Source organism: Gallibacterium genomosp. 3 (genome assembly GCF_001678475.1).
GTDB lineage: Bacteria > Pseudomonadota > Gammaproteobacteria > Enterobacterales > Pasteurellaceae > Gallibacterium > Gallibacterium faecale.
Map to the genome: position 1 here is coordinate 54,204 of NZ_JTJR01000007.1, position 21,800 is coordinate 76,003.

Annotated in this window: 15 protein-coding genes and 1 tRNA gene; 13 read left to right on the forward strand and 3 right to left on the reverse strand. The window is 37.9% G+C overall.

The features are described 5' to 3' along the window. Window positions 1-75: 75 nt before the first annotated feature. Complete coding sequence (gene grxD / locus QV06_RS01520; RefSeq protein ID WP_065233493.1) at window positions 76-417, forward strand: Grx4 family monothiol glutaredoxin; 342 nt, start codon at window positions 76-78, stop codon at window positions 415-417. A gap of 57 nt (window positions 418-474) precedes the next feature. After that, window positions 475-1,137 carry a histidine phosphatase family protein gene (locus tag QV06_RS01525; protein WP_065236628.1) on the forward strand — a complete coding sequence of 221 codons (663 nt, stop codon included), beginning with the start codon at window positions 475-477 and terminating at the stop codon, window positions 1,135-1,137. Between the two features lie 374 nt (window positions 1,138-1,511). On the opposite strand, the gene QV06_RS01530 is transcribed toward QV06_RS01525, so the two are convergent. Together QV06_RS01530 and QV06_RS01535 are read right to left on the reverse strand one after the other, a co-directional pair. After that, window positions 1,512-2,132: a cation diffusion facilitator family transporter gene (locus QV06_RS01530; protein WP_065236650.1), complete on the reverse strand. Its 621-nt coding sequence runs from the start codon at window positions 2,130-2,132 to the stop codon at window positions 1,512-1,514. A 120-nt stretch (window positions 2,133-2,252) separates the two neighbouring features. Beyond that, window positions 2,253-2,329 (reverse strand) — tRNA-Met (locus QV06_RS01535). A 204-nt stretch (window positions 2,330-2,533) separates the two neighbouring features. Between QV06_RS01535 and mltA the strand changes: the two genes are divergently transcribed. The 8 genes from mltA (at window position 2,534) to cmoB (ending at window position 14,002) form a co-directional block, all read left to right on the forward strand. Beyond that, window positions 2,534-3,625, forward strand: a complete 1,092-nt coding sequence (mltA, locus tag QV06_RS01540; RefSeq protein ID WP_065236629.1) for a murein transglycosylase A — start codon at window positions 2,534-2,536, stop codon at window positions 3,623-3,625. A gap of 4 nt (window positions 3,626-3,629) precedes the next feature. Next, entirely contained in the window at window positions 3,630-4,403 is a 774-nt protein-coding gene (gene tcdA / locus QV06_RS01545; RefSeq protein WP_065236630.1) for a tRNA cyclic N6-threonylcarbamoyladenosine(37) synthase TcdA, read from the forward strand. A gap of 45 nt (window positions 4,404-4,448) precedes the next feature. After that, window positions 4,449-6,581 (forward strand): bifunctional 23S rRNA (guanine(2069)-N(7))-methyltransferase RlmK/23S rRNA (guanine(2445)-N(2))-methyltransferase RlmL, encoded by a 2,133-nt coding sequence (rlmKL, locus tag QV06_RS01550; protein ID WP_065236631.1) that lies wholly within the window; start codon window positions 4,449-4,451, stop codon window positions 6,579-6,581. Window positions 6,582-6,624: 43 nt separating this feature from the next. Next, complete coding sequence (gene mfd / locus QV06_RS01555; RefSeq protein WP_065236632.1) at window positions 6,625-10,053, forward strand: transcription-repair coupling factor; 3,429 nt, start codon at window positions 6,625-6,627, stop codon at window positions 10,051-10,053. A gap of 54 nt (window positions 10,054-10,107) precedes the next feature. Further along, window positions 10,108-10,416: a helix-turn-helix domain-containing protein gene (locus QV06_RS01560; RefSeq protein WP_245174219.1), complete on the forward strand. Its 309-nt coding sequence runs from the start codon at window positions 10,108-10,110 to the stop codon at window positions 10,414-10,416. Beyond that, a complete protein-coding gene (locus tag QV06_RS01565) occupies window positions 10,409-11,644 on the forward strand; it encodes a type II toxin-antitoxin system HipA family toxin (RefSeq protein ID WP_065236634.1) in 1,236 nt (411 codons plus the stop codon). The genes QV06_RS01560 and QV06_RS01565 overlap by 8 nt, the downstream gene beginning before the upstream one ends. Window positions 11,645-11,731: 87 nt before the next feature. Next, complete coding sequence (gene serS / locus QV06_RS01570; RefSeq protein WP_065236635.1) at window positions 11,732-13,018, forward strand: serine--tRNA ligase; 1,287 nt, start codon at window positions 11,732-11,734, stop codon at window positions 13,016-13,018. Between the two features lie 18 nt (window positions 13,019-13,036). Beyond that, complete coding sequence (gene cmoB / locus QV06_RS01575; protein ID WP_065236636.1) at window positions 13,037-14,002, forward strand: tRNA 5-methoxyuridine(34)/uridine 5-oxyacetic acid(34) synthase CmoB; 966 nt, start codon at window positions 13,037-13,039, stop codon at window positions 14,000-14,002. Between the two features lie 46 nt (window positions 14,003-14,048). On the opposite strand, the gene ttcA is transcribed toward cmoB, so the two are convergent. Next, on the reverse strand, window positions 14,049-14,969 hold the full coding sequence (gene ttcA / locus QV06_RS01580; protein ID WP_065236637.1) for a tRNA 2-thiocytidine(32) synthetase TtcA: 921 nt from the start codon (window positions 14,967-14,969) through the stop codon (window positions 14,049-14,051). Window positions 14,970-15,240: 271 nt separating this feature from the next. Between ttcA and mukF the strand changes: the two genes are divergently transcribed. The 3 genes from mukF to mukB are packed head-to-tail and all read left to right on the forward strand — an operon-like array spanning window position 15,241 to window position 21,800. Continuing rightward, on the forward strand, window positions 15,241-16,581 hold the full coding sequence (gene mukF / locus QV06_RS01585) for a chromosome partition protein MukF (RefSeq protein WP_065236638.1): 1,341 nt from the start codon (window positions 15,241-15,243) through the stop codon (window positions 16,579-16,581). Between the two features lie 21 nt (window positions 16,582-16,602). Further along, window positions 16,603-17,328, forward strand: coding sequence for a chromosome partition protein MukE (mukE, locus tag QV06_RS01590; protein ID WP_065236639.1), 726 nt, complete (start codon window positions 16,603-16,605; stop codon window positions 17,326-17,328). After that, window positions 17,328-21,800 (forward strand): chromosome partition protein MukB, encoded by a 4,473-nt coding sequence (mukB, locus tag QV06_RS01595; protein WP_065236640.1) that lies wholly within the window; start codon window positions 17,328-17,330, stop codon window positions 21,798-21,800. The genes mukE and mukB overlap by 1 nt, the downstream gene beginning before the upstream one ends.

Consider the following 21,800-nt stretch of genomic DNA (forward strand, 5'->3'; position numbering starts at 1 on the left):
GATTGGTTTATCTAGAGGCTTGTGCTACAATCTTGCCACTTTTTGTCTTATCTCCTTAACATTTGAGGTTAGTCTATGGAAACTATTGAAAGAATTAAACAACAACTTAGTGAAAATCCAATTATTCTTTATATGAAAGGTTCACCAAAATTCCCATCATGTGGTTTTTCTGCGAGAGCAGTAGAAGCAATTATTAATTGCCAAGTGCCTTTTGGTTATGTGGATATTTTACAACATCCTGATATTCGTGCTGAATTACCAAAATTTGCAAATTGGCCAACATTCCCACAATTATGGGTAGAAGGTGAGTTAATTGGTGGTTGCGATATTATTCTTGAAATGTTCCAAAAAGGTGAATTACAGCCACTTTTAAAAGAAACTGCAGCAAAATATGCAGATCAAGAACAACAAGCATAATTATGCTAAAACAGCCCTCAAACAATGAGGGCTATTTTTTTATATTTAGAGGAAACAATGCAGAAAGATCTTACCTTTTATTTTTTACGTCATGGTCGGACACAATGGAATGAAACAGGGCTGCTGCAAGGGCAAGGCGATTCACCTTTAACCAGTGAAGGAATTAATGGTGCTTTAGCTGCGGGAGAAGCATTAAAAGAGATACCTTTTGTTGCTGCTTATTCAAGTTGTTTACAACGTACAATTGATACTGCAAAACACGTTATTGGAGAACGTGCTATTCCATTATTCCAACATCAGGGATTGAATGAACAATTTTTTGGTCAATGGGAAGGAATTAAGATTGATACTATTCGTCATACCGAGGCGTTTCAAAATTTAGTTAAGTATCCTGAAATTTATGATCAAAATATTGAGCAATATAACCAAGGAGAACCTTTTTCTGCATTAGCAGCACGTGCGTGGCAAGCAGTACAAGATATTATTCAAATTCATGATCAAGGTAATATTTTAGTCGTTTCTCACGGGCATACATTAAGATTATTACTTGCATTATTGGGTGGCTATACATGGCAAACACATCGAGAACCCGGTGTGAGTGAAAGTTTGATTAATTGTAGTATTAGTGTAGTACGTTATCAGCAAAATGCAGAACAGCGAAGTTTTCAGATTGAGCGTAAAAATGATACGTCTCATTTAGCCGTAGCAATTCCTTTATAAATGGTCTGAGGCGCAGACCTAGTTCTAGGTGATACTAAATTTAGATGTATATTTTGCACGCTGGTTGAGGAAATCTAAATCAACAAGTGTGCGAGGGTTTGCATTATTCGCTTCGCTTACCCTTCAGGCTGTTGCTTTCAGCAACCTTCAACGCTTTGCGTTGTCTTTTGCCTTCTTTTCTTTGCAAACTCAATGACAAAAAGCGTAGCTTTTTGAACGTTGCTTGCAACGGCTCGTTAGAGGGAGCAAGCTTGCTTGCGAATAAAAGAAGGTCGTTCTTTAGGGCGAAATCTAAATGCTAATTAGAACAAAAATATCTAAAAAATATTAAATAGACTTTATTACCAAACTGCCAAATCTATTTTTAATAGATTTTATTTCATTTCTAGCAAGCTTCTATATGCTTGCACCACAATTTGCCAGCCACTTCTAAAAATAAACAAACTTAATAATGCACTAGCCACAATATCTACCCAACTGATTGCCCACAGCCAAGCACTTAATCCTGCAATAATCGCAATCACAGAGCCTAAAGCATCAGCTAGAACGTGTAAGTAAGCAGCTTTTAAGTTTAGATTATTTAAATCACTACGTAACATTAAAAAAGCAACAATCATATTTACTACTAAACCGATTACGGCAACAGATAACATTGGTAGAGCTTCTATGACTAATGGATGTTGCCAGCGTTGTACAGCTTCAAATAAGATAACTATTGCAACGACTAACAGAGAAACACCATTCAAAATAGCGAATCCTTTTTGCATTCTTGCGGATAAAAAGAGAGAAATTAATGCTAATAGTAAGGCAAAACTATCATTTGCCATATGCCCCGCATCGGCGAGTAACGCTAAACTATGAAAAGCATAACCTGCCCAAAACTCGATTAACATAAAACCCGAAATTAAGGCAAAACTGAAAAATAAAATCAGCTTATTGTCAGTATGTGGATGATCATGGTGATGGTGAGTGTGAGAAGATTTTTCTGATGTCATAGGATCAACGGAATGGCACATAATAATTTATACATTGGATTAAATGATAAATGGATAATAAAGGTTACTGTTGGAGGAAGTCAAGGATTAATTTATAAAAATAAAAGAGAGAGGAAAGATTGGTTGCGGGGGCTGGATTTGAACCAACGACCTTCGGGTTATGAGCCCGACGAGCTACCAAGCTGCTCCACCCCGCGTCAGATGTGCGTAACTATACTCGCTTTTTTCGTTTTTGCAAGATTTTTTTAAATTTTAAAGTTTTTTTGATAAAAAAATAATCATTAACGAAATTAAAACGAACATTTCACAGAAATTTCAGCAAGCAAGTCATAAAATTGTTATCATTATCTCCATTTTGACATTCAATTCATTGTGCAAGTTTAGAGGTTTTATTGTTGTCCATGAGAAAAATGAAAAAATTTGCTGCTGTTGCGGCGGCAATATTAGTTTTAGCAGGTTGTTCTTCATCTAATCATTCCTCATCAACGATTTCAGAACGTTCATTACACGAACAATTAGGGGCAGTCTATCAAGGACGCAGCTATATGCGGATGCCATTAACGCCAGTGGGAATGGTAGAAAATCAAAGTGCAGTGGTGAACCAAGGCGATTTTTTGACTCAACTGAGTATTATTGCCGATGTTTCTCCACGATTGAGTGCTAATTTCCGTAGTACCTATGACAAAATTACCAGTTGGGTATTAGCAGGAGCAGATGTATCGCAGCTTAATAACTTTGGTATTGGTATTCAAAAAATGGCAGGAGAAGATGGTTTCCAAAATGTGTTGATGACAGGTTATTACTCACCGGTTATTCATGCACGTCACAGCCCACAAGGTAAATATCAGCATCCTATTTATGCAATGCCACGTTACAAACGTTTTTCCAGAGCACAAATTTATGCTGGCGCTTTAAAAGGTAAAGGTTTAGAGCTTGCTTATAGTGATTCGATGTTAGATAACTTCTTACTCGGAGTACAGGGCAGTGGTTATATTGATTTTGGTAACAATGATCTCACCTATTTTGCTTATGCGGGACAAAATGGTTTTCCTTATACTAGTGTTGGACGACTATTGGTTGAAGATGGGGAAATTGAAAAAGAAAAAATGTCAGTACAAACGATTAAAGATTGGGCTAATCGTAATCCAAGCCATTTGCAAGGGTTATTAGAACGTAATGCATCTTATGTTTTCTTCAAAAATGTACCTAACGGCAAAGTAAAAGGATCTGCTGGTGTGCCATTAGTGCCATTAGCTTCAGTTGCTTCTGATCGTAGTTTAATTCCATCTGGAACCGTGTTGCTAGTTGAAATGCCTGAAATTGACGATGTTGGGAATTGGAAAGGAACGCATCAATTACGCTTAATGGTAGCATTAGATGTAGGTGGTGCAGTAAAAGGACAACATTTTGACCTTTATCAGGGGATCGGTGAACGTGCTGGTCATGTAGCAGGATTATTAAAACATTATGGACGTGTTTGGGTATTAAATTAAACATATGGCACGAGTAGATAATTTTGAACAACGTTTTGGTGGGATTGGGCGTCTTTACGGTGAGGACGCCTTACAACGCTTGCGTGAAGCCCATATTTGTGTAATTGGTATTGGTGGCGTTGGCTCTTGGGTCGTGGAAGCATTAGCGCGTTCAGGCGTGGGAAAATTAACCTTAATTGATATGGACGATATTTGTGTAACCAATGTAAATCGTCAAATTCATGCGACCACAGAGAATATTGGTGCATTAAAAACAGAGGTAATGCAGCAGCGTGTATTGTCAATTAACCCAAATGCACAAGTAGAAATTATTGATGACTTTTTAACAACAGAAAATATTGCAGAGTATCTATTACGAGGCTATGACTATGTGATCGATGCGATTGATAGCGTTAAAGTAAAAGCGGCTTTATTAGCTTTTTGTAAGCGCCATAAGATAAAAGTCATTACCACAGGCGGTGCAGGTGGACAAACCGATCCAAGCCAAATTCAAATTAAAGATTTAAGTAAAACGATTCAAGATCCATTAGCAGCAAAAGTGCGTTATCTATTACGAAAACAGTATGGTTTTACCGATAATCCGCTGCGTAAGTTTGGGATCGATTGTGTGTTTTCTACTCAACCTCTGATATTTCCTAAAATGAGTGGTGAATGTTCAACTTCGGCTACGATGAATTGTAGTAATGGTTTTGGTGCTGCAACTATGGTGACTGCAACCTTTGGTTTTTTTGCTGCTGCACGTGTAGTCGAAAAATTATTACAAAAGAAAACAGGCTAATTTGCTATAATTTTCCGCAATTTTTTCCAGAAATTTGACCAAAATATGAATCAATTATTTGCTACCACAGCACGTGGTTTTGAAGAGTTACTAAAAACAGAATTAGAAAAATTAGGCGCAAGCCAATGTAAGATTGCACAAGGCGGTGTGCATTATCACGCAGATGATGAAACATTATATCGCACACTATTGTGGAGTCGCCTTAGTTCTCGCATTTTATACCCATTATTTAGCAGCAAAGTCTATGATGATGCAGATCTTTATACCGCCGTTGTTAATTTTGCTTGGCAACAACATTTTTCTGCGGATGATCGTTTTGTGGTGGATTTTAGTGGAACAAACCAAGCAATCCGCCATACTCAATATGGTGCCATGCGAGTTAAAGATGGCATTGTCGATTATTTCACGCGCCATGGTCAAGCCCGTCCACAAGTTGATAAAGATTATCCAGATATCCGCCTAAATGTGTACTTGAATCGTGAAGAGTTGAATGTATCGTTAGATCTGAGTGGTGAAGCATTACATATGCGAGGATATCGCAGTGATACAGGCGCAGCACCATTACGGGAAACATTAGCTGCTGCCATTATTATTCGCTCAGGTTGGAAATTTGGTACACCATTAGTGGATCCAATGTGTGGCTCAGGAACATTATTAATTGAAGCTGTACAAATGGAAGCAAACATTGCACCACAATTAAATCGCTTGCATTGGGGCTTTAATCGCTGGAAAAAACATCAACAAGCAGTATGGCAAAAAGTTAAATCTGAAGCGTTAGTACAAGCAGAACAAGGCAAGCAACAATGCACAGCCCATTTCTTTGGACTGGATCGTGATCATCGTGTATTAGAGAAAGCAAAACAGAATGCAGAAAATGCTGGTGTAGGGCATTTAATCATATTTAAAGCGGCTGATATTGCTACTTTGACCCCACCAACAACAGAAGTAGGTACTGTTGTTTGTAATCCGCCATATGGTGAACGTTTAGGGGCAACACCGACGTTAATTGCTTTATATTCAGTATTTGGCAGACGTTTAAAACAATATTTTGCACATTGGCAAGCTTCCATTTTTAGTAGCGAATTAAGTTTATTAGATTGTTTACGCTTACGTTCTTCACGCCAATTCAAAGCTAAAAATGGACCATTAGATTGTATCCAAAAAAATTATTTGATTAGTGAACTTCCAGAAACGGCAAGACAAAATGAAGATACTGGACTTCAATTTAATGCTAATAATGCAGCGCCTGATTTTGCTAATCGTTTGAATAAAAATATTAAGAAGATTGAAAAATGGGCGAAGCAACAAGGGATTGATGCGTATCGTTTGTATGATGCAGATTTACCTGAATATAACCTTGCTGTTGACCGTTATGCTGATCATATCGTGGTACAAGAATATGCAGCACCAAAAAATATTGATCCGCAAAAAGCACGTCAGCGTTTATTGGACGCTGTGACCTCAACACTAGCAGTAACAGGCGTTGAAAGTGATAAGTTAGTGTTAAAAGTGCGTCAAAAACAAAAAGGAAATAATCAGTATGAAAAATTAGCCAATAAAGGCAATTACTTTTTTGTGCATGAGTATGGCGCAAAATTGTGGGTAAATCTTACAGATTATCTGGATACTGGTTTATTTTTGGATCACCGTTTAACCCGTAAAATGGTTGGAGAAATGGCAAAAGGAAAAGATTTTTTAAATCTGTTCTCTTACACAGGATCTTGTACTGTTCATGCCATTTTAGGTGGGGCAAAATCGAGTACCACAGTAGATATGTCAAATACTTATCTAAACTGGGCAGAGCAAAATTTTATCCTCAATAATATTAAAGGAAGACAACATAAATTAATTCAGGCAGATTGCTTGCAATGGCTAGAAAACGCTAAAGGGCAATATGATTTAATTTTTGTTGATCCACCTACTTTTTCAAATTCTAAGCGTATGGAAAATAGTTGGGATGTACAACGCGATCATCTCTTACTATTACAGAAATTAAGTAAACTGTTACGTCGTCACGGAACGATAATTTTTTCCAATAATAAGCGTGGTTTCAAAATGGATTTAGCTGGCTTAGAACAGTTAGGTTTACAAGCTGAGAATATTTCAGCACAAACCTTACCACAGGATTTCCAGCGTAATCCTCATATACATAATTGTTGGCGAATTACCTTTAAATAAATAGCAAACAGCAGAGTTGTGAATACAAATATAAAGTAACGTTATGAAGTTTTTTAATCTTAATCTGGCAAAAAAAGCGAACGATCATAAATATATTGGTAATGTCATTGCAGATAGTCGTGTATTAGTCATTGCCGAGGTTGCACAGCAACATCAAGGTGTTACTGTTGTCGTTACTCCAGATATGCGACAAGCGAATCATCTTGCAGAAAGTTTAAGACAATTTTCATTACCGGCAGAAATTTTCTCGGATTGGGAAACTCTGCCTTATGATACGTTTTCGCCACACCAAGAGATTATTTCTACTAGATTAAGTACGTTATTTCATTTACAACAGACAAAACAAGGTATTTTTATTTTACCAATTAGTACCTTAATGCAACGTGTTTGTCCGCCAAGTTATTTAGCGCAAAATGTTTTTTTAATCAAAAAAGGGCAACAATGTGATCTGGAGCAGTTGCGTTTGCAACTAAATAAAGCAGGGTATCGTGCAGTTGATCAAGTGTTTGAACACGGCGAATATTCCGTACGTGGGGCATTGTTAGATCTTTTCCCGATGGGAAGTCATCTTCCTTATCGTTTAGATTTCTTTGATGATGAAATTGATTCTATTCGGACCTTTGATGTAGATACACAACGGACGATAGCAGAAATTCAGCAAATTAATTTATTGCCAGCACATGAATTTCCGATAGATGAAAAAGGTATTGAGTTTTTCCGTACTAATTTTCGCGAAACTTTTGGTGAGATTCGCCGTGATCCAGAGCATATTTATCAGCAAATTAGTAAAGGAACGCTATTTGCTGGAATTGAATATTGGCAGCCACTCTTTTTTGAACAAATGGCGACTTTCTTTGATTATGTACCAATCAATACGCTATTTATTACTGATGAGAAAATCCAACAATATGGCGAAACTTTTTTCCGTGATGCACAGTTGCGCTATGAAAACCAAAAAGTTGATCCAATGCGTCCATTGCTTGCACCAGCAACTTTATGGCTACGTCCAGATAGCGTCAATCAGTATCTCAAAGATTACCCACGATTAACCTTAACGGAAGCAGTATTAGATCAACAAGCACGCAATCAAAATCTTAGCGTCAGTAAACTACCAGAATTAACGATCAATGCGCAGCAAAAAGAACCGTTAAAAATGTTGCGTCAATTTATCGAAAATTTTGCAGAACCTATTGTTTTTTCAGTAGAAAGTGAAGGGCGACGAGAAACCTTACTTTCATTATTAAAACCATTAAAAATTAAGCCGACACCAATTCAGCAATTATCTGAAGCAAATCAGCAACGTTTTAGTTTAATGATTGGAGCAATGGAAAGAGGCTTTATTGTTGATCAGCAGTTTGCTTTTATTTGTGAAACAGATTTTCTTGGCGAAAAGGTGCAAACTCGTCAGCGCCAGCAACAAAAAAATGTGAATCCAGATGCGCTAATTCGTAACTTAGCAGAATTAAAAATTGGTCAACCTGTGGTGCATTTAGAGCATGGTGTTGGGCGTTATGATGGCTTAACTACGTTAGAAACGGGCGGAATGTTAGCCGAATATTTAGTGTTGCGTTATGCAGATGATGCGAAATTGTATGTTCCTGTTTCATCATTACATTTAATTAGTCGTTATGTTGGTGGCGGAGAAGAAAATGCACCATTACATAAATTAGGCAGTGAAGCATGGGTTAAATCTCGTCAAAAAGCAGCAGAGAAAATCCGTGATGTAGCCGCAGAATTACTGGATGTTTATGCGAAGCGAGAATCTCGACCAGGTTTTGCATTTAAGTACGATCGTGAGGAGTTTCAACAATTTGTTGCGACTTTCCCATTTGAGGAAACTTATGATCAACAAATGGCAATTAATGCGGTTATTAGCGATATGTGCCAAGCCAAACCAATGGATCGTTTAGTTTGTGGTGATGTTGGATTTGGTAAAACTGAAGTAGCAATGCGAGCTGCATTTTTAGCGGTTATGAATCAAAAGCAAGTGGCGGTATTAGTACCTACCACACTGTTAGCACAACAACATTATGATAATTTCCGTGATCGGTTTGCAAATTTGCCAGTGAATGTTGAGGTATTGTCACGTTTTAAAACAGCTAAAGAACAAAAGAATGTTTTATCTCTTGTTAAAGAAGGAAAGATAGATATTCTTATTGGAACGCATAAGTTGTTACAGGGTGAAGTTGATTTCCATGATTTAGGTCTGTTAATTATTGATGAAGAGCATCGATTTGGGGTAAGACAAAAAGAAAAAATTAAACAATTACGTAGTAATATTGATATTCTCACCCTTACTGCAACCCCAATTCCACGTACACTCAATATGGCGATGAATGGTATTCGTGATCTCTCGATTATTTCAACGCCACCGGCGCGCCGTTTAGTGATTAAGACTTTTGTACGCCAACACGATGAACGCATTATTCGAGAAGCGATATTACGGGAAATCTTACGTGGTGGGCAAGTTTATTACTTACATAATGATGTGGAAACGATTCAAAATTGTGCCGAAAAATTAGCAACTTTAGTGCCAGAAGCACGTATTGGTATCGGACATGGACAAATGCGAGAACGTGAGTTGGAACGTGTAATGACCGATTTCTATCATCAACGTTTTAATGTTTTAGTGTGTACAACCATTATCGAAACCGGAATTGATATTCCAAGCGCCAATACGATTATTATTGAACGGGCCGACCACTTTGGTTTAGCACAATTACACCAATTACGTGGTCGAGTTGGGCGTTCGCACCATCAAGCTTATGCTTATTTATTAGCTCCACCAGAAAAATTAATGACCAAAGATGCCCGTAAACGATTAGAGGCGTTAAGTAGCTTAGATAATTTAGGAGCTGGATTTGTGTTGGCGACCCACGACTTAGAAATTCGTGGTGCAGGTGAGTTATTAGGTGATGAACAGAGCGGACAGATCGAAACTATCGGTTTTTCATTGTATATGGAGCTGTTAGAAAGTGCGATGAAAGCTCTTAAAGAAGGGAAAGAACCAACTTTAGATGAATTAACGCAAGCGCAGGTTGATATTGATTTGCGTATTCCAGCATTGTTGCCAGAAGAGTATCTTGGTGATGTTAATTTACGTCTTTCTTTTTATAAGCGTATTGCTGGTGCGAAAAACGAAGAAGAATTGTCTGAATTAAAAGTTGAGTTAATCGATCGTTTTGGATTATTACCACAAGCAACGAAGAATTTATTTGAAATTGCGTTATTACGTTTACAAGCGAAACCATTGGGAATTCAAAAAATTGAAGCAATGGCAACAGGTGGATTCTTAGAATTTGCACCACACGTAGAACTCGATCCAATGTTATTCTTGAAGCTGATTCAGCAACAACCGAATGTTTACCGTTTTGATGGTCCATTAAAATTCAGATTTACACAAGATTTTAGCGATACCCAACAACGATTAAGCTTTGTGATGGATTTGATTGCAAGAATTGCTGGGAATTGAAAAAAGAAAAAGTGAACATTATAATTATCAAAATCTTAAAAAATGGTTATTATAATGTTCAATAAAGCGAAATCTCCTAAATTATTCCCTAAGTATGAAAATGTGTTAATTCAACTTGGAGAGAATATCAAACTTGCTATTAAACGCAGAAAATTCACGCAAACACTATTAGCAGAGCGGACTGGTTTAAGTCGTATGACAATTCGTAAAATAACCCAAGGTAATCCTAATGTTGCTATTGGTTATTATGTTATGGTGCTAGGGGTATTAGGATTGGAACAAGATTTCAGTAAAGTTGGTAAAGACGATGAACTTGGACGTAAATTACAAGATATTGCGTTATTAAGGAAATCGAATGAGTAAAGAGATTTATGTGTTTGCCAGCTGGGAAGGATTGATTAAGCCAGAGTTAATCGGTGTTTTATCTTCTGATGTCGTAAGAGGAAAAGAGTCATTTCGTTTTAGCTATGATAATAACTGGCTAAAATCGCCTTTTGTGCAACAGATTGATCCTGATCTACATCTTTATTCTGGGGAACAATATAGTTTAAATGCACAGAATTTTCGAATTTTCCTAGATTCCTGCCCTGATCGTTGGGGACGTTTATTGATGAAACGGCGAGAGATTGCTTTAGCCAATCAACAAAATCGTAAACCGAGAATGCTTTTAGAAAGTGATTACTTGTTAGGTGTACATGATATGAATCGCATGGGAGCATTAAGGTTTAAAACTGAACTAGATGGTGAATTTTTAGATAATAATGACTATTTAGCTGCTCCACCTATATCTTCTTTAAAAGAGTTAGAATTTGCTGCTTTTCAATTAGAAAATAGCAATATTGATGATCCTGATTATTTAAAATGGCTTTATATGCTGATTTCTCCAGGATCATCTTTAGGAGGTGCGAGACCTAAAGCCTCAGTGATCGACGAGTATAAGCAGTTATGGATCGCAAAGTTTCCTAGCAAATATGATGAGTATGATGTTGGGTTATGGGAATATTTAACTTATGGTTTAGCCACTCAATCTGGTATTGAAATGGCAACTTGTCGAATTGAAAAGTTCAATCAGGAACATCATACATTTTTGACCCAAAGATTTGATCGAATAGGTGAACGACGTCGCCATTTTACTTCAGCCTTAACTCAGCTAGGCTACTATGATGGCGATTATGAAGCGAGTTATTTAGAAATAGCTCAGTTTATAACAGAAAACGGTTCTCAAACTAAAAAAGATCTTATGCAATTATGGCGAAGAATCGTGTTTAATATAGCTGTATCAAATACGGATGATCATTTGCGGAATCATGGTTTTATCTATCAAAATGCAGGTTGGATTTTATCGCCTGCTTATGATCTTAATCCAAGTCCATTATCTCAAGGATTACATCTTAATATCACAGACAGCGATAATAGATTAGATTTCCAATTAGCTTTTGAGGTAGCTGAGTTTTTTCAATTAACGCCTAATCAAGCAAAACAAATTTATGATGAGGTGATGACTGTTGTAAATAAATGGCAAAAGTTTGCAACAAATTTAGGTATCTCTAGGCAAGAACAAGAAATGATGAAATATGCATTTAATCTATAAAATTTCCACAAGTAGCATGATTTTCCGTGTTAGAATAATGCCGTTTTTTTATTTCAATAAAGTACAGAATCAAAAAAGGAAAAAAAGATGATTGATCCTAATCTACTACGTAATGATTTAGCCGCAACAGCAGCAAAATTACTTGAAAAAAGAAATTTTGTATTAGACGTGCAAAAAATTGAGCAATTAGAAGAACAACGTAAAGTATTACAAGTTAAAACAGAAAGTTTACAAGCAGAACGTAATGCACGTTCTAAGGCTATCGGTGCAGCGAAAGCAAGAGGTGAAGATATCCAACCATTATTAGCTGAAGTAGATAATATGGGATCGGAATTAGAACAAGCGAAAGTAGCTTTAGAACAAGTCCAAGAAGAATTAAGACAAATTGCCTTAACAATTCCAAATATTCCTGCAGATGAAGTACCACAAGGGAAAGATGATAGCGAAAACCTTGAAGTATTTCGTTGGGGGGAACCAAAACAGTATCATTTTCCAATTCGTGATCATGTAGATTTAGGTGAGCTCAGTGGCGGTGTTGATTTCCCAACTGCCGTGAAATTAACAGGAGCAAGATTTGTTGTTTTAAAAGGCAAAATCGCTCGTTTACATCGTGCTTTAGCACAATTTATGCTTGATTTGCATACCGAGCAACATGGTTACCTTGAAACTTATGTGCCTTACCTAGTCAATCACGAAACTCTTTATGGTACAGGGCAGTTACCAAAATTTGGTGAAGATTTATTCCATACAAAACCACTAGAAGGTGAACAACCTTATGCGTTGATTCCAACTGCGGAAGTGCCTGTCACCAATATGGTGCGTGGAGAAATTTTAGATGCTGAAGATTTACCATTAAAAATGACCGCACATACGCCATGTTTCCGTTCTGAAGCAGGTTCTTATGGTCGTGATACACGTGGTTTAATCCGTATGCACCAATTTGACAAAGTAGAATTAGTACAAATTGTTGAACCTGAAAAATCAATGGCAGCATTAGAAGAGTTAACTGGACACGCAGAAAAAGTCTTACAACTATTAGGTTTACCATATCGTAAAGTATTACTTTGTACTGGTGATATGGGCTTTGGTTCATGCAAAACTTATGACTTAGAAGTCTGGGTACCTGCACAAAATACCTACCGTGAAATTTCATCTTGTTCAAATATGTGGGATTTCCAAGCGCGCCGTATGTCTGCACGTTATCGTGTGAAAGGTGAGAAAAAGCCTCGTCTTGTGCATACGCTTAATGGTTCAGGTTTAGCAGTTGGTCGTACTTTAGTGGCAGTGCTAGAAAACTACCAACAAGCTGATGGATCAATTATCGTGCCAGAAGTATTACGTCCATATATGAATGGTTTAGATGTAATCCGCTAAGGATGAAAAACAGCATTTATGTTTGATTTTCGACCTTTTTATCAACAAATTGCTACCAGTGAGCTGTCAGATTGGTTAGAAACCTTACCAGCACAGCTCAAACAATGGCAAGCTAATGCACATGGTGAATATGCGAAATGGTCAAAAGTTGTTGATTTTTTACCAGAGCGTATTGCGGATGAAATCGATCTGAAACATAGCGTAACCGCACATTTGCATCAACCATTAACTGAGGGTGAACGACAAAGAATGGTTCACCATTTAAAACAGCTAATGCCTTGGCGTAAAGGGCCATATCATTTATATGGTGTGCATATTGATTGTGAATGGCGTTCTGATTTTAAATGGGATCGTTTGTTACCGCATATTTCACCATTACAAGATCGGTTAGTATTAGACGTTGGCTGTGGTAGTGGTTACCATATGTGGCGGATGGTCGGTGAAGGGGCAAAAATGGTAGTAGGTATTGATCCAACCGAATTATTCCTATGCCAGTTTGAAGCAGTTAGAAAGCTGTTAAATAACGACCGCCGAGCTAATTTGATTCCACTCGGTATTGAACAAATGCAACCGTTGCAGGCTTTTGATACGGTGTTCTCTATGGGTGTGTTATATCATCGCAAATCGCCATTGGATCACCTTTCTCAGCTTAAAGCACAATTAAAGAAAGGCGGTGAATTGATCTTAGAAACCCTTGTGGTGGATGGGGATCAGCATACGGTATTAGTTCCTGGTGAACGTTATGCCAAAATGAAAAATGTTTACTTTATTCCTTCGGTTGCGGCGTTAATTAATTGGTTAGGGAAAACAGGGTTTAGAAATATCCGTTGTGTGGATGTTGCCGTAACTTCATTAGCTGAGCAACGTAAAACAGAATGGCTTGAGAATGAGAGCTTAGTTGATTTCCTTGATCCCCAAGATTTAAGCAAAACCATTGAAGGTTATCCCGCACCAAAACGTGCAGTGATTATTGCAAATTATTAATTCATTTAGTCGCTCACAAAGGTTAATGAGCGACTAAATTATCGTCCTAATTCACTTCCCTAAAACTAATCTGTGTTTGTTCTAAGAAATCGTTCTCCTCATCTTGCATAATAGGAGCAGTTGGAATTTCAGGTTTATCAAAAGCAATATCGCCTTCAATATTTTCTAACGAGCTACCATGACGAATAGTTTTGAAATCAAATAACTTCGGATCGCATAAATGTGATGGCACAACATTTTGCAAGGCGCTAAACATAGTTTCAATCCGCCCTGGATATTGGCGATCCCAAGCTTGTAGCATTTCTTTAATGACTTGGCGTTGTAGATTAGGTTGTGAACCACAAAGGTTACACGGAATAATCGGGAATTGTTTCGCTTCTGCATAACGAGCAATATCTTTTTCTCGGCAATAGGCAAGTGGGCGGATTACAATTTGTTTACCATCATCACTAATCAATTTTGGTGGCATACTTTTCATTTTGCCACCATAGAACATATTCAAGAATAAGGTTTCTAGCATATCATCACGATGATGACCAAGTGCAATTTTGGTTGCTCCTAACTCTGTTGCAGTACGATATAAAATCCCACGGCGTAAGCGTGAACAGAGTGAACAAGTGGTTTTACCCTCAGGAATTTTTTCTTTCACAATGCCATAAGTATTTTCTTCAACAATTTTATATTCAACCCCTAATTGTGATAGATAATTAGGTAACACTTCTTCAGGAAAGCCAGGTTGTTTTTGATCCAGATTAACGGCAACAATTTCAAAATTGATCGGAGCATTGAGTTTTAAATTTAATAAAATATCTAATAGGGTATAGCTATCTTTGCCGCCAGATAAGCACACCATCACGCGATCGCCTTCTTCAATCATATTAAAATCAGCGATTGCCTTACCGACTTCACGGCGTAAACGCTTATGTAATTTGTTAAGGTTATAGATTTGTTTTTTCTCTAATGACATATTGAATAATCAGTTTTTCAGCTAAAAAATCGGTTTGCTATGGTAAGGGCTTTTGTTTTTTTTGCAATAATTTATTGAGGTATTTTGCGAGAAATCAGTGTTTGTACAGCGAAATTTTTTAATATTTACAAAAATAGGAGATCAGTCACAGAGAAAAGGTCACGATCTTGTTAAATAACCTTTAGAGAAATAGCAATTTTTTGCTAGAATGTTGCCTGTTTTAGCATATTAATTTGATCAAGATAAACCTCAGTTGTTTAGGTAGTTAATAATGAGTGAATCAACTCAAACCATTCCTGAATTAGTCTCGTGGGTAAAAGAACGAGAATTTAGTTTAAATCTAACCACAGAACGTTTAGCTTTTCTTTTGGCGATCGCTATTTTTAACAATGAACGCTTTGCCGGCGAAATGGAAGAAAGTGATTTAGTTGATCTCTTCCGCCATGTTTCAAAAGCATTAGGGCAGTCAGAAGAAACCTTAACGCAGCGTGCTAATAATGCGATTAATGATTTAGTTAAGCAACGTTTCGTTAATCGTTTCAGCAGTGAATTCACAGAAGGATTAGCGATTTATCGTCTTACACCTTTAGGCGTTGGTGTATCGGATTACTATATTCGTCAACGTGAATTTTCAGCGTTACGTCTTTCAGTGCAGCTATCTATTGTGGCGGATGAGATCCAACGTGCTGCAGAAGCCGCAGAAAATGATGGTGATGAATATTATTGGCGGCGAGAAGTGTTTGCCCCATTAAAATATTCGGTGGCAGAGATTTTTGACAGTATCGACTTGTCACAACGGATTATGGATGAAAGCCAACATCATACCAAAGAAGAGATCGCAGAATTATTGAGTAAAGATTGGCAAGCAGCGATCTCCAGTTGTGAACGTCTATTAGATGAAACGTCAGGTAATTTACGTGAATTACAAGATACTCTTAATGCTGCAGGTGATAAGTTGCAAGCTGGGTTATTACGGATTCAAGACTGTATTTTAGGACGTGAACAATTAGAGTTTGTGGCGCAGTTAATTATTAGTTTACAGCTTAAATTGGATCGAATTATTAGCTGGGGACAACAAGCGATTGACCTTTGGATTAGTTACGATCGCCATGTACATAAATTTATTCGTACTGCTATTGATTTAGATAAAAATAGGGTATTTGCTCAGCGTTTACGCCGTTCAATTGCGGATTATTTTGATGCCCCATTCTATTTATGGAGTGTACAAGCTGAACGTCTGGTGGATTTACGCGATGAAGAACTGGCTTTACGTGAAGAAGAAGCCTCAGGTGAATTGCCTGCTGAGTTAGAGTATGAATCATTACAAACCGTACATGAACAAATTACCGAAACGATGCAGCGTTTATTAATCCAATATTATCAAGATCAGAAACCAATAGAGCTAGGTGCAGTTTTACGTGAACAATTAGATCGTTATCCGCAGTCACAACATTTTGATGTTGCAAGAATTATTGTTGATCAAGCGGTACGCCTTGGTATTGCGAGTCAAGATTTTAGCGGCAATGTACCGCAATGGCAGGCAATCAATGCCTATGGTGCAGAAGTACAAGCTCACCCTATTGATGAATATAACAATCAACCAAAGAAATAACGTTAACAAAGCGAAAGAATTATGAGTGAAACTACCTCTTACGAACCGATTCCGACTAAATTAGCCACCGCGATAGCGAATCCATTATTCCCTGTTGTTGATAGTCAGTTACGTTCTGGACGTCATATTAGTCTTGATCAATTAGAACCACACGCGTTTTTATTAGATTTCCAAACAGAGTTAGAGCTTTTCTACCGCCGTTATAATGTGGAGCTGATTCGTGCGCCAGAAGGCTTTTTCTATTTACGTCCAAAAGCGACTACGTTAATCGCGCGTAGTGTGTTATCTGAATTAGAAATGTTAGTAGGGAAAGTCTTGTGTTATCTCTATTTAAGTCCAGAACGTTTGGCACAACAAGGCATTTTTACTGTACAAGAAGTATATGATGAACTGCTCAATTTGGCGGACGAGAATAAATTATTAAAAGCGGTGAATCAACGTTCGAGTGGTTCGGATTTAGATAAACAAAAATTAGCGGAAAAAGTACGTGCTGCAATTAGTCGTTTACGCCGTTTAGGAATGTTACAGACTGTGGGTGATCAACATAGTGGTAAATTCGTGATCTCTGAAGCCGTATTCCGTTTTGGTGCTGAAGTACGTAGTGGTGAAGATCTGCAAGCTGCACAATTACGCTTAATTCGTGAAGGGGAAATTGCAACACCAGATTCATTGCAAGTTGATAATGACAATAATGAAAACGATGAAGATGAATTAGAAGAGAATAACTTTGAGGAAGGGGAAGCATAATGGCGGAATTAGAAATGGGAGCATTAGAACCTCAACAAGTGAGTGTTGCAAGTGTGAATACCAATGCAGAACGAGGTAAATTTCGTTCGCTTACCTTAATTAACTGGAACGGTTTCTTTGCGCGTACCTTTGATTTGGATGAATTAGTAACAACATTATCCGGTGGTAATGGGGCAGGAAAATCAACCACCATGGCAGGGTTTGTAACCGCATTAATTCCTGATTTAACTTTATTGCATTTCCGTAATACCACAGAAGCAGGGGCATCTGGCGGTTCACGCGATAAAGGGTTATACGGAAAATTACGCCCAGGAATCTGTTATGCGATTTTAGATACGATTAACTCCCATCGCCAACGTGCTTTAGTCGGTGTGCGATTGCAGCAAATTGCAGGCCGTGATCGTAAAGTTGATATTAAGGCGATTTCGATTCAGGGCGTACCATTATCTATTTCACCAACAGAAATTTTTACCGATAAAATTTCAGAAACTCAAGCTAAAGTAATTGGGCTGCCTGAAGTGAAAGAAAAAATCGAAGCGTTAGGGGGAAGTTTCAAACAGTATCACTCTGTTGCCGATTACCATAGCTTTATGTTTGATATGGGGATTATTCCAAAACGCCTGCGTTCATCTTCCGATCGTAATAAGTTCTATAAATTAATTGAAGCATCGCTGTATGGGGGAATTTCATCAGCGATTACCCGCTCTTTACGTGATTACTTATTGCCAGAGAATGTGGGCGTGAAAAAAGCGTTCCAAGATATGGAAGTGGCATTGCGTGAAAATCGGATGACATTAGAAGCGATTAAAGTTACTCAAGCGGATCGTGATTTATTTAAACATTTAATTACCCAATCGACAGATTATGTAGCTGCGGACTATATGCGTCATTCTAATGAAAGACGCCATAATATTGAGTTGTTATTGGGACAACGTAACGAACTATTTCAAACCAAGCAGCAGCTCAATTTAGCGCAACATAATATTGTTGATTTCAGCCGTGAAGTAAGTCAATTACAAGAAGCTGAGAAGACTTTAGAAATTGATTATCAAGGGGCAAATGATCACTACAATTTGGTGGTGAATGCACAACATCATCAAGAGAAAATCGAACGCTATCAAGAAGATGTTGCTGAATTAAGTGAAAAAATTGAAGAGCAACAAGGTATTGTTGAAGAAGCGCAAATTACCTTAGCAGAACAACAAGAAAGTGTTGAAGTGATTGAGGGCGAAATTGAATCAATTCGTGATCAATTAACCGATTATCAGCAAGCGTTAAATGCACAGCAAACTCGTAGCGTGCAATATCAGCAAGCTATTCAAACATTAGAAAAAGCGAAAAATTTAACAGGTATTGCCAGCTTAACCCCAGAAACCGCAGAACAATACCAAGCAGAATTTAGCGAACAAGCAGAAGCCTTAACCGAACGTGTTTTAGAGTTAGAACAAAAATTATCGGTAGTAGATATTGCGAAAACTCAGTTTGATAGAGCCTATCAGTTGGTTTGCAAAATTCAGGGTGAGGTAGCTAGAGCAGAGGCTTTGCAACACGCGAAACAAATTTTGCGTGATTATCCTGCACAAAAATTACAGCAACAACAAGCGAATGACCTCAAAGCAAAATTGGTTGAGTTGCAACAAAAAGCTGACCAACAACAACGCGTGCAGCAGCAATTAGCTACTTTTAACCAACAAGCAGGGCAGTCGTTACAAAGTGCCGATGAGTTAGAAAGTTATGCGTTACAGCAAGAGGATCGCAGCGAAGCGTTAGATGAACGTTTAAATAGTATTATTGAAGAACGATCAGCATTACGCCAACAACGTGATCATTACCAAGCGGTATATCAACAAAATACGCAAAAAGCACCATTATGGCTCACTGCACAAGCCGCATTAGAACGAATTCAAGAGCAAGTGAATCAACAATTCCACAGTTCGCAAAGTGTTATGGATTTTATGCAAAATCAATTAACGAAAGAACGGGAATTGATCATTCAACGTGACCAGCTTGAGGCAAAAAAACAAGATCTTGAACAACAAATTTTACGTTTAACGCAACCAGATGGTTCAGAAGATCCTCGCCTTAATCAATTAGCGGAAAAATTTGGTGGTGTATTATTATCTGAATTATATGATGATGTAGATATTACCGATGCGCCTTATTTCTCAGCCTTATATGGTCCAGCTCGCCATGCGATTGTAGTACGAGATTTAGAAGCTGTTAAACCGTTATTACAAGAATTACAGGATTGCCCTGATGATCTCTATCTTATTGAGGGTGATCCAAATTCATTTGATGATAGTGTGTTATCAGCGCAAGAGTTAGATTGTGGGGTAGTGGTACAAGTATCACAACGTGAATTACGTTATTCTACTTTCCCTGAGATCCCTCTGTTTGGACGTGCGGCACGTGAAAAACATTTAGAAACCTTGCGTGAACAACGTGATGAAATTGCAGAGCAGTTTGCCCAAGTATCATTTGATGTACAAAAATGCCAACGTTTGCACCAACAACTTAGCCAATTTGTTGGTTCACATTTAGCATTAGCGTTTGAAGTTGATCCTGAAGAATTAATGCGTGAGGCTCAACAACAACGTAATGAGGTAGAGCGTGAGTTAGCTAAATTAACCGATCAAGAGCAACAATTACGTAGCCAATTAGCGGATATTCGTCAGCAATTACAACAATTAAATAAACTCTTACCAAATCTTGCCTTATTAGCTGAAGACAGTCTTGTTGAACAGATTGAAGAGTATCAAATGCAATTAGCTGAGGCAGAAGAAAGCGTGTTCTATGTGCGTCAAAATGGGGCATTGATTGAACAATTAGAACTAATTGCTAGTGCGTTACAAAGTGATCCTGAGCAACACGAAAGTTTGCAAGCCGAATACCAACGTGCAGTAGAATTGCAAAAACAGGTTCAACAACGTTTATTTGCTGTTACGGATGTCGTGAGCCGTTTAGCACATTTTAGCTATCAAGAAAGTGCGGAATTAGAAACCTCAGAATTAAGTATTAGATTGCGTGAACGTTTAGAGCAAATGCAACAACAACGTGAACAAAAACGTCAAGCACTCAATCAAGCACAAACTCAGTTACAGCAGTATCAACAAGTTTTAACTGGGTTAACAACCTCTAAGGAAATTAAGCAGCAAACATTGCAAGAATTGCTTGATGAAGTTGCTCAGTTAGGTGTGCGTGTGGATGCTGATGCAGAAATGCGAGCGAAAAATCGCCGTGATGAACTGTATCAACAGCTTTCGGTAAATCGCCAACGCTGTAACTATTTAGAAAAACAATTAGCGGTTTTAGAAAATGAAACGGATGGTTTAACTAAAAACTTACGTAAATTAGAACGAGATTATAAAGCGCAACGTGAAGTTGTCGTGGCAGCAAAAGTAAGTTGGTGTGCAGTACAGCGCTTATCTCGTCATAGTGATGTAGAGAAACGTTTGCATCGCCGTGAGTTAGCTTATCTCTCCGCAGAAGAGTTGCGTTCTATGTCGGATAAAGCGTTAGGGGCATTACGTAATGCTGTAGCAGATAATGAATATTTACGCGATGCGTTGCGATTATCTGAAAATTCAGCGAAGCCAGAATATAAAGTGAAATTCTTTATTGCGGTATATCAGCATTTACGTGAACGGATTCGTCAAGACATCTTAAAAACAGATGATCCGATTGATGCGATTGAGCAAATGGAAGTTGAACTATCTCGCTTAACTGAAGAATTAACCAGCCGTGAACAAAAATTAGCAATTAGTGCAGATAGCGTGGCTAATATTATGCGTAAGACGATTCAACGTGAACAAAATCGTATTCGCTTGTTGAACCAAGGGTTACAAAATATTGCCTTTGGTCAGGTGAAAAGTGTACGGTTGGTCGTGAATATTCGTGATACTCATGCAATGCTATTAGATGCGTTATCGGGTAAACAAGCAGAATATGAAGATCTGTTTAATAACAATAAATTGACTTTCTCAGAAGCGTTAGCGAAGTTATATCAACGCCTTAATCCACACATTGATATGGGACAACGTAGTCCACAGACAATTGGTGAGGAACTTCTTGATTATCGTCATTACCTTGATCTTGAAGTAGAAGTGTTCCGTGGTGCAGACGGTTGGTTGCGTGCGGAAAGCGGAGCATTATCAACAGGTGAAGCGATTGGTACAGGGATGTCAATTTTGTTAATGGTAGTACAAAGTTGGGAAGAAGAATCTCGCCGTTTACGTGGTAAGGATATTGTGCCTTGTCGTTTATTATTCTTAGATGAAGCTGCTCGTTTAGATGCGAAGTCGATTTCAACACTATTTGAACTTTGTGAACGTTTAGATATGCAGTTATTGATTGCCGCACCAGAAAACATCAGTCCAGAAAAAGGAACAACCTATAAGTTGGTACGTAAAATCGCACATAACCAAGAGTTTGTGCATGTGGTTGGTCTAAAAGGTTTTGGCACAACACATTAA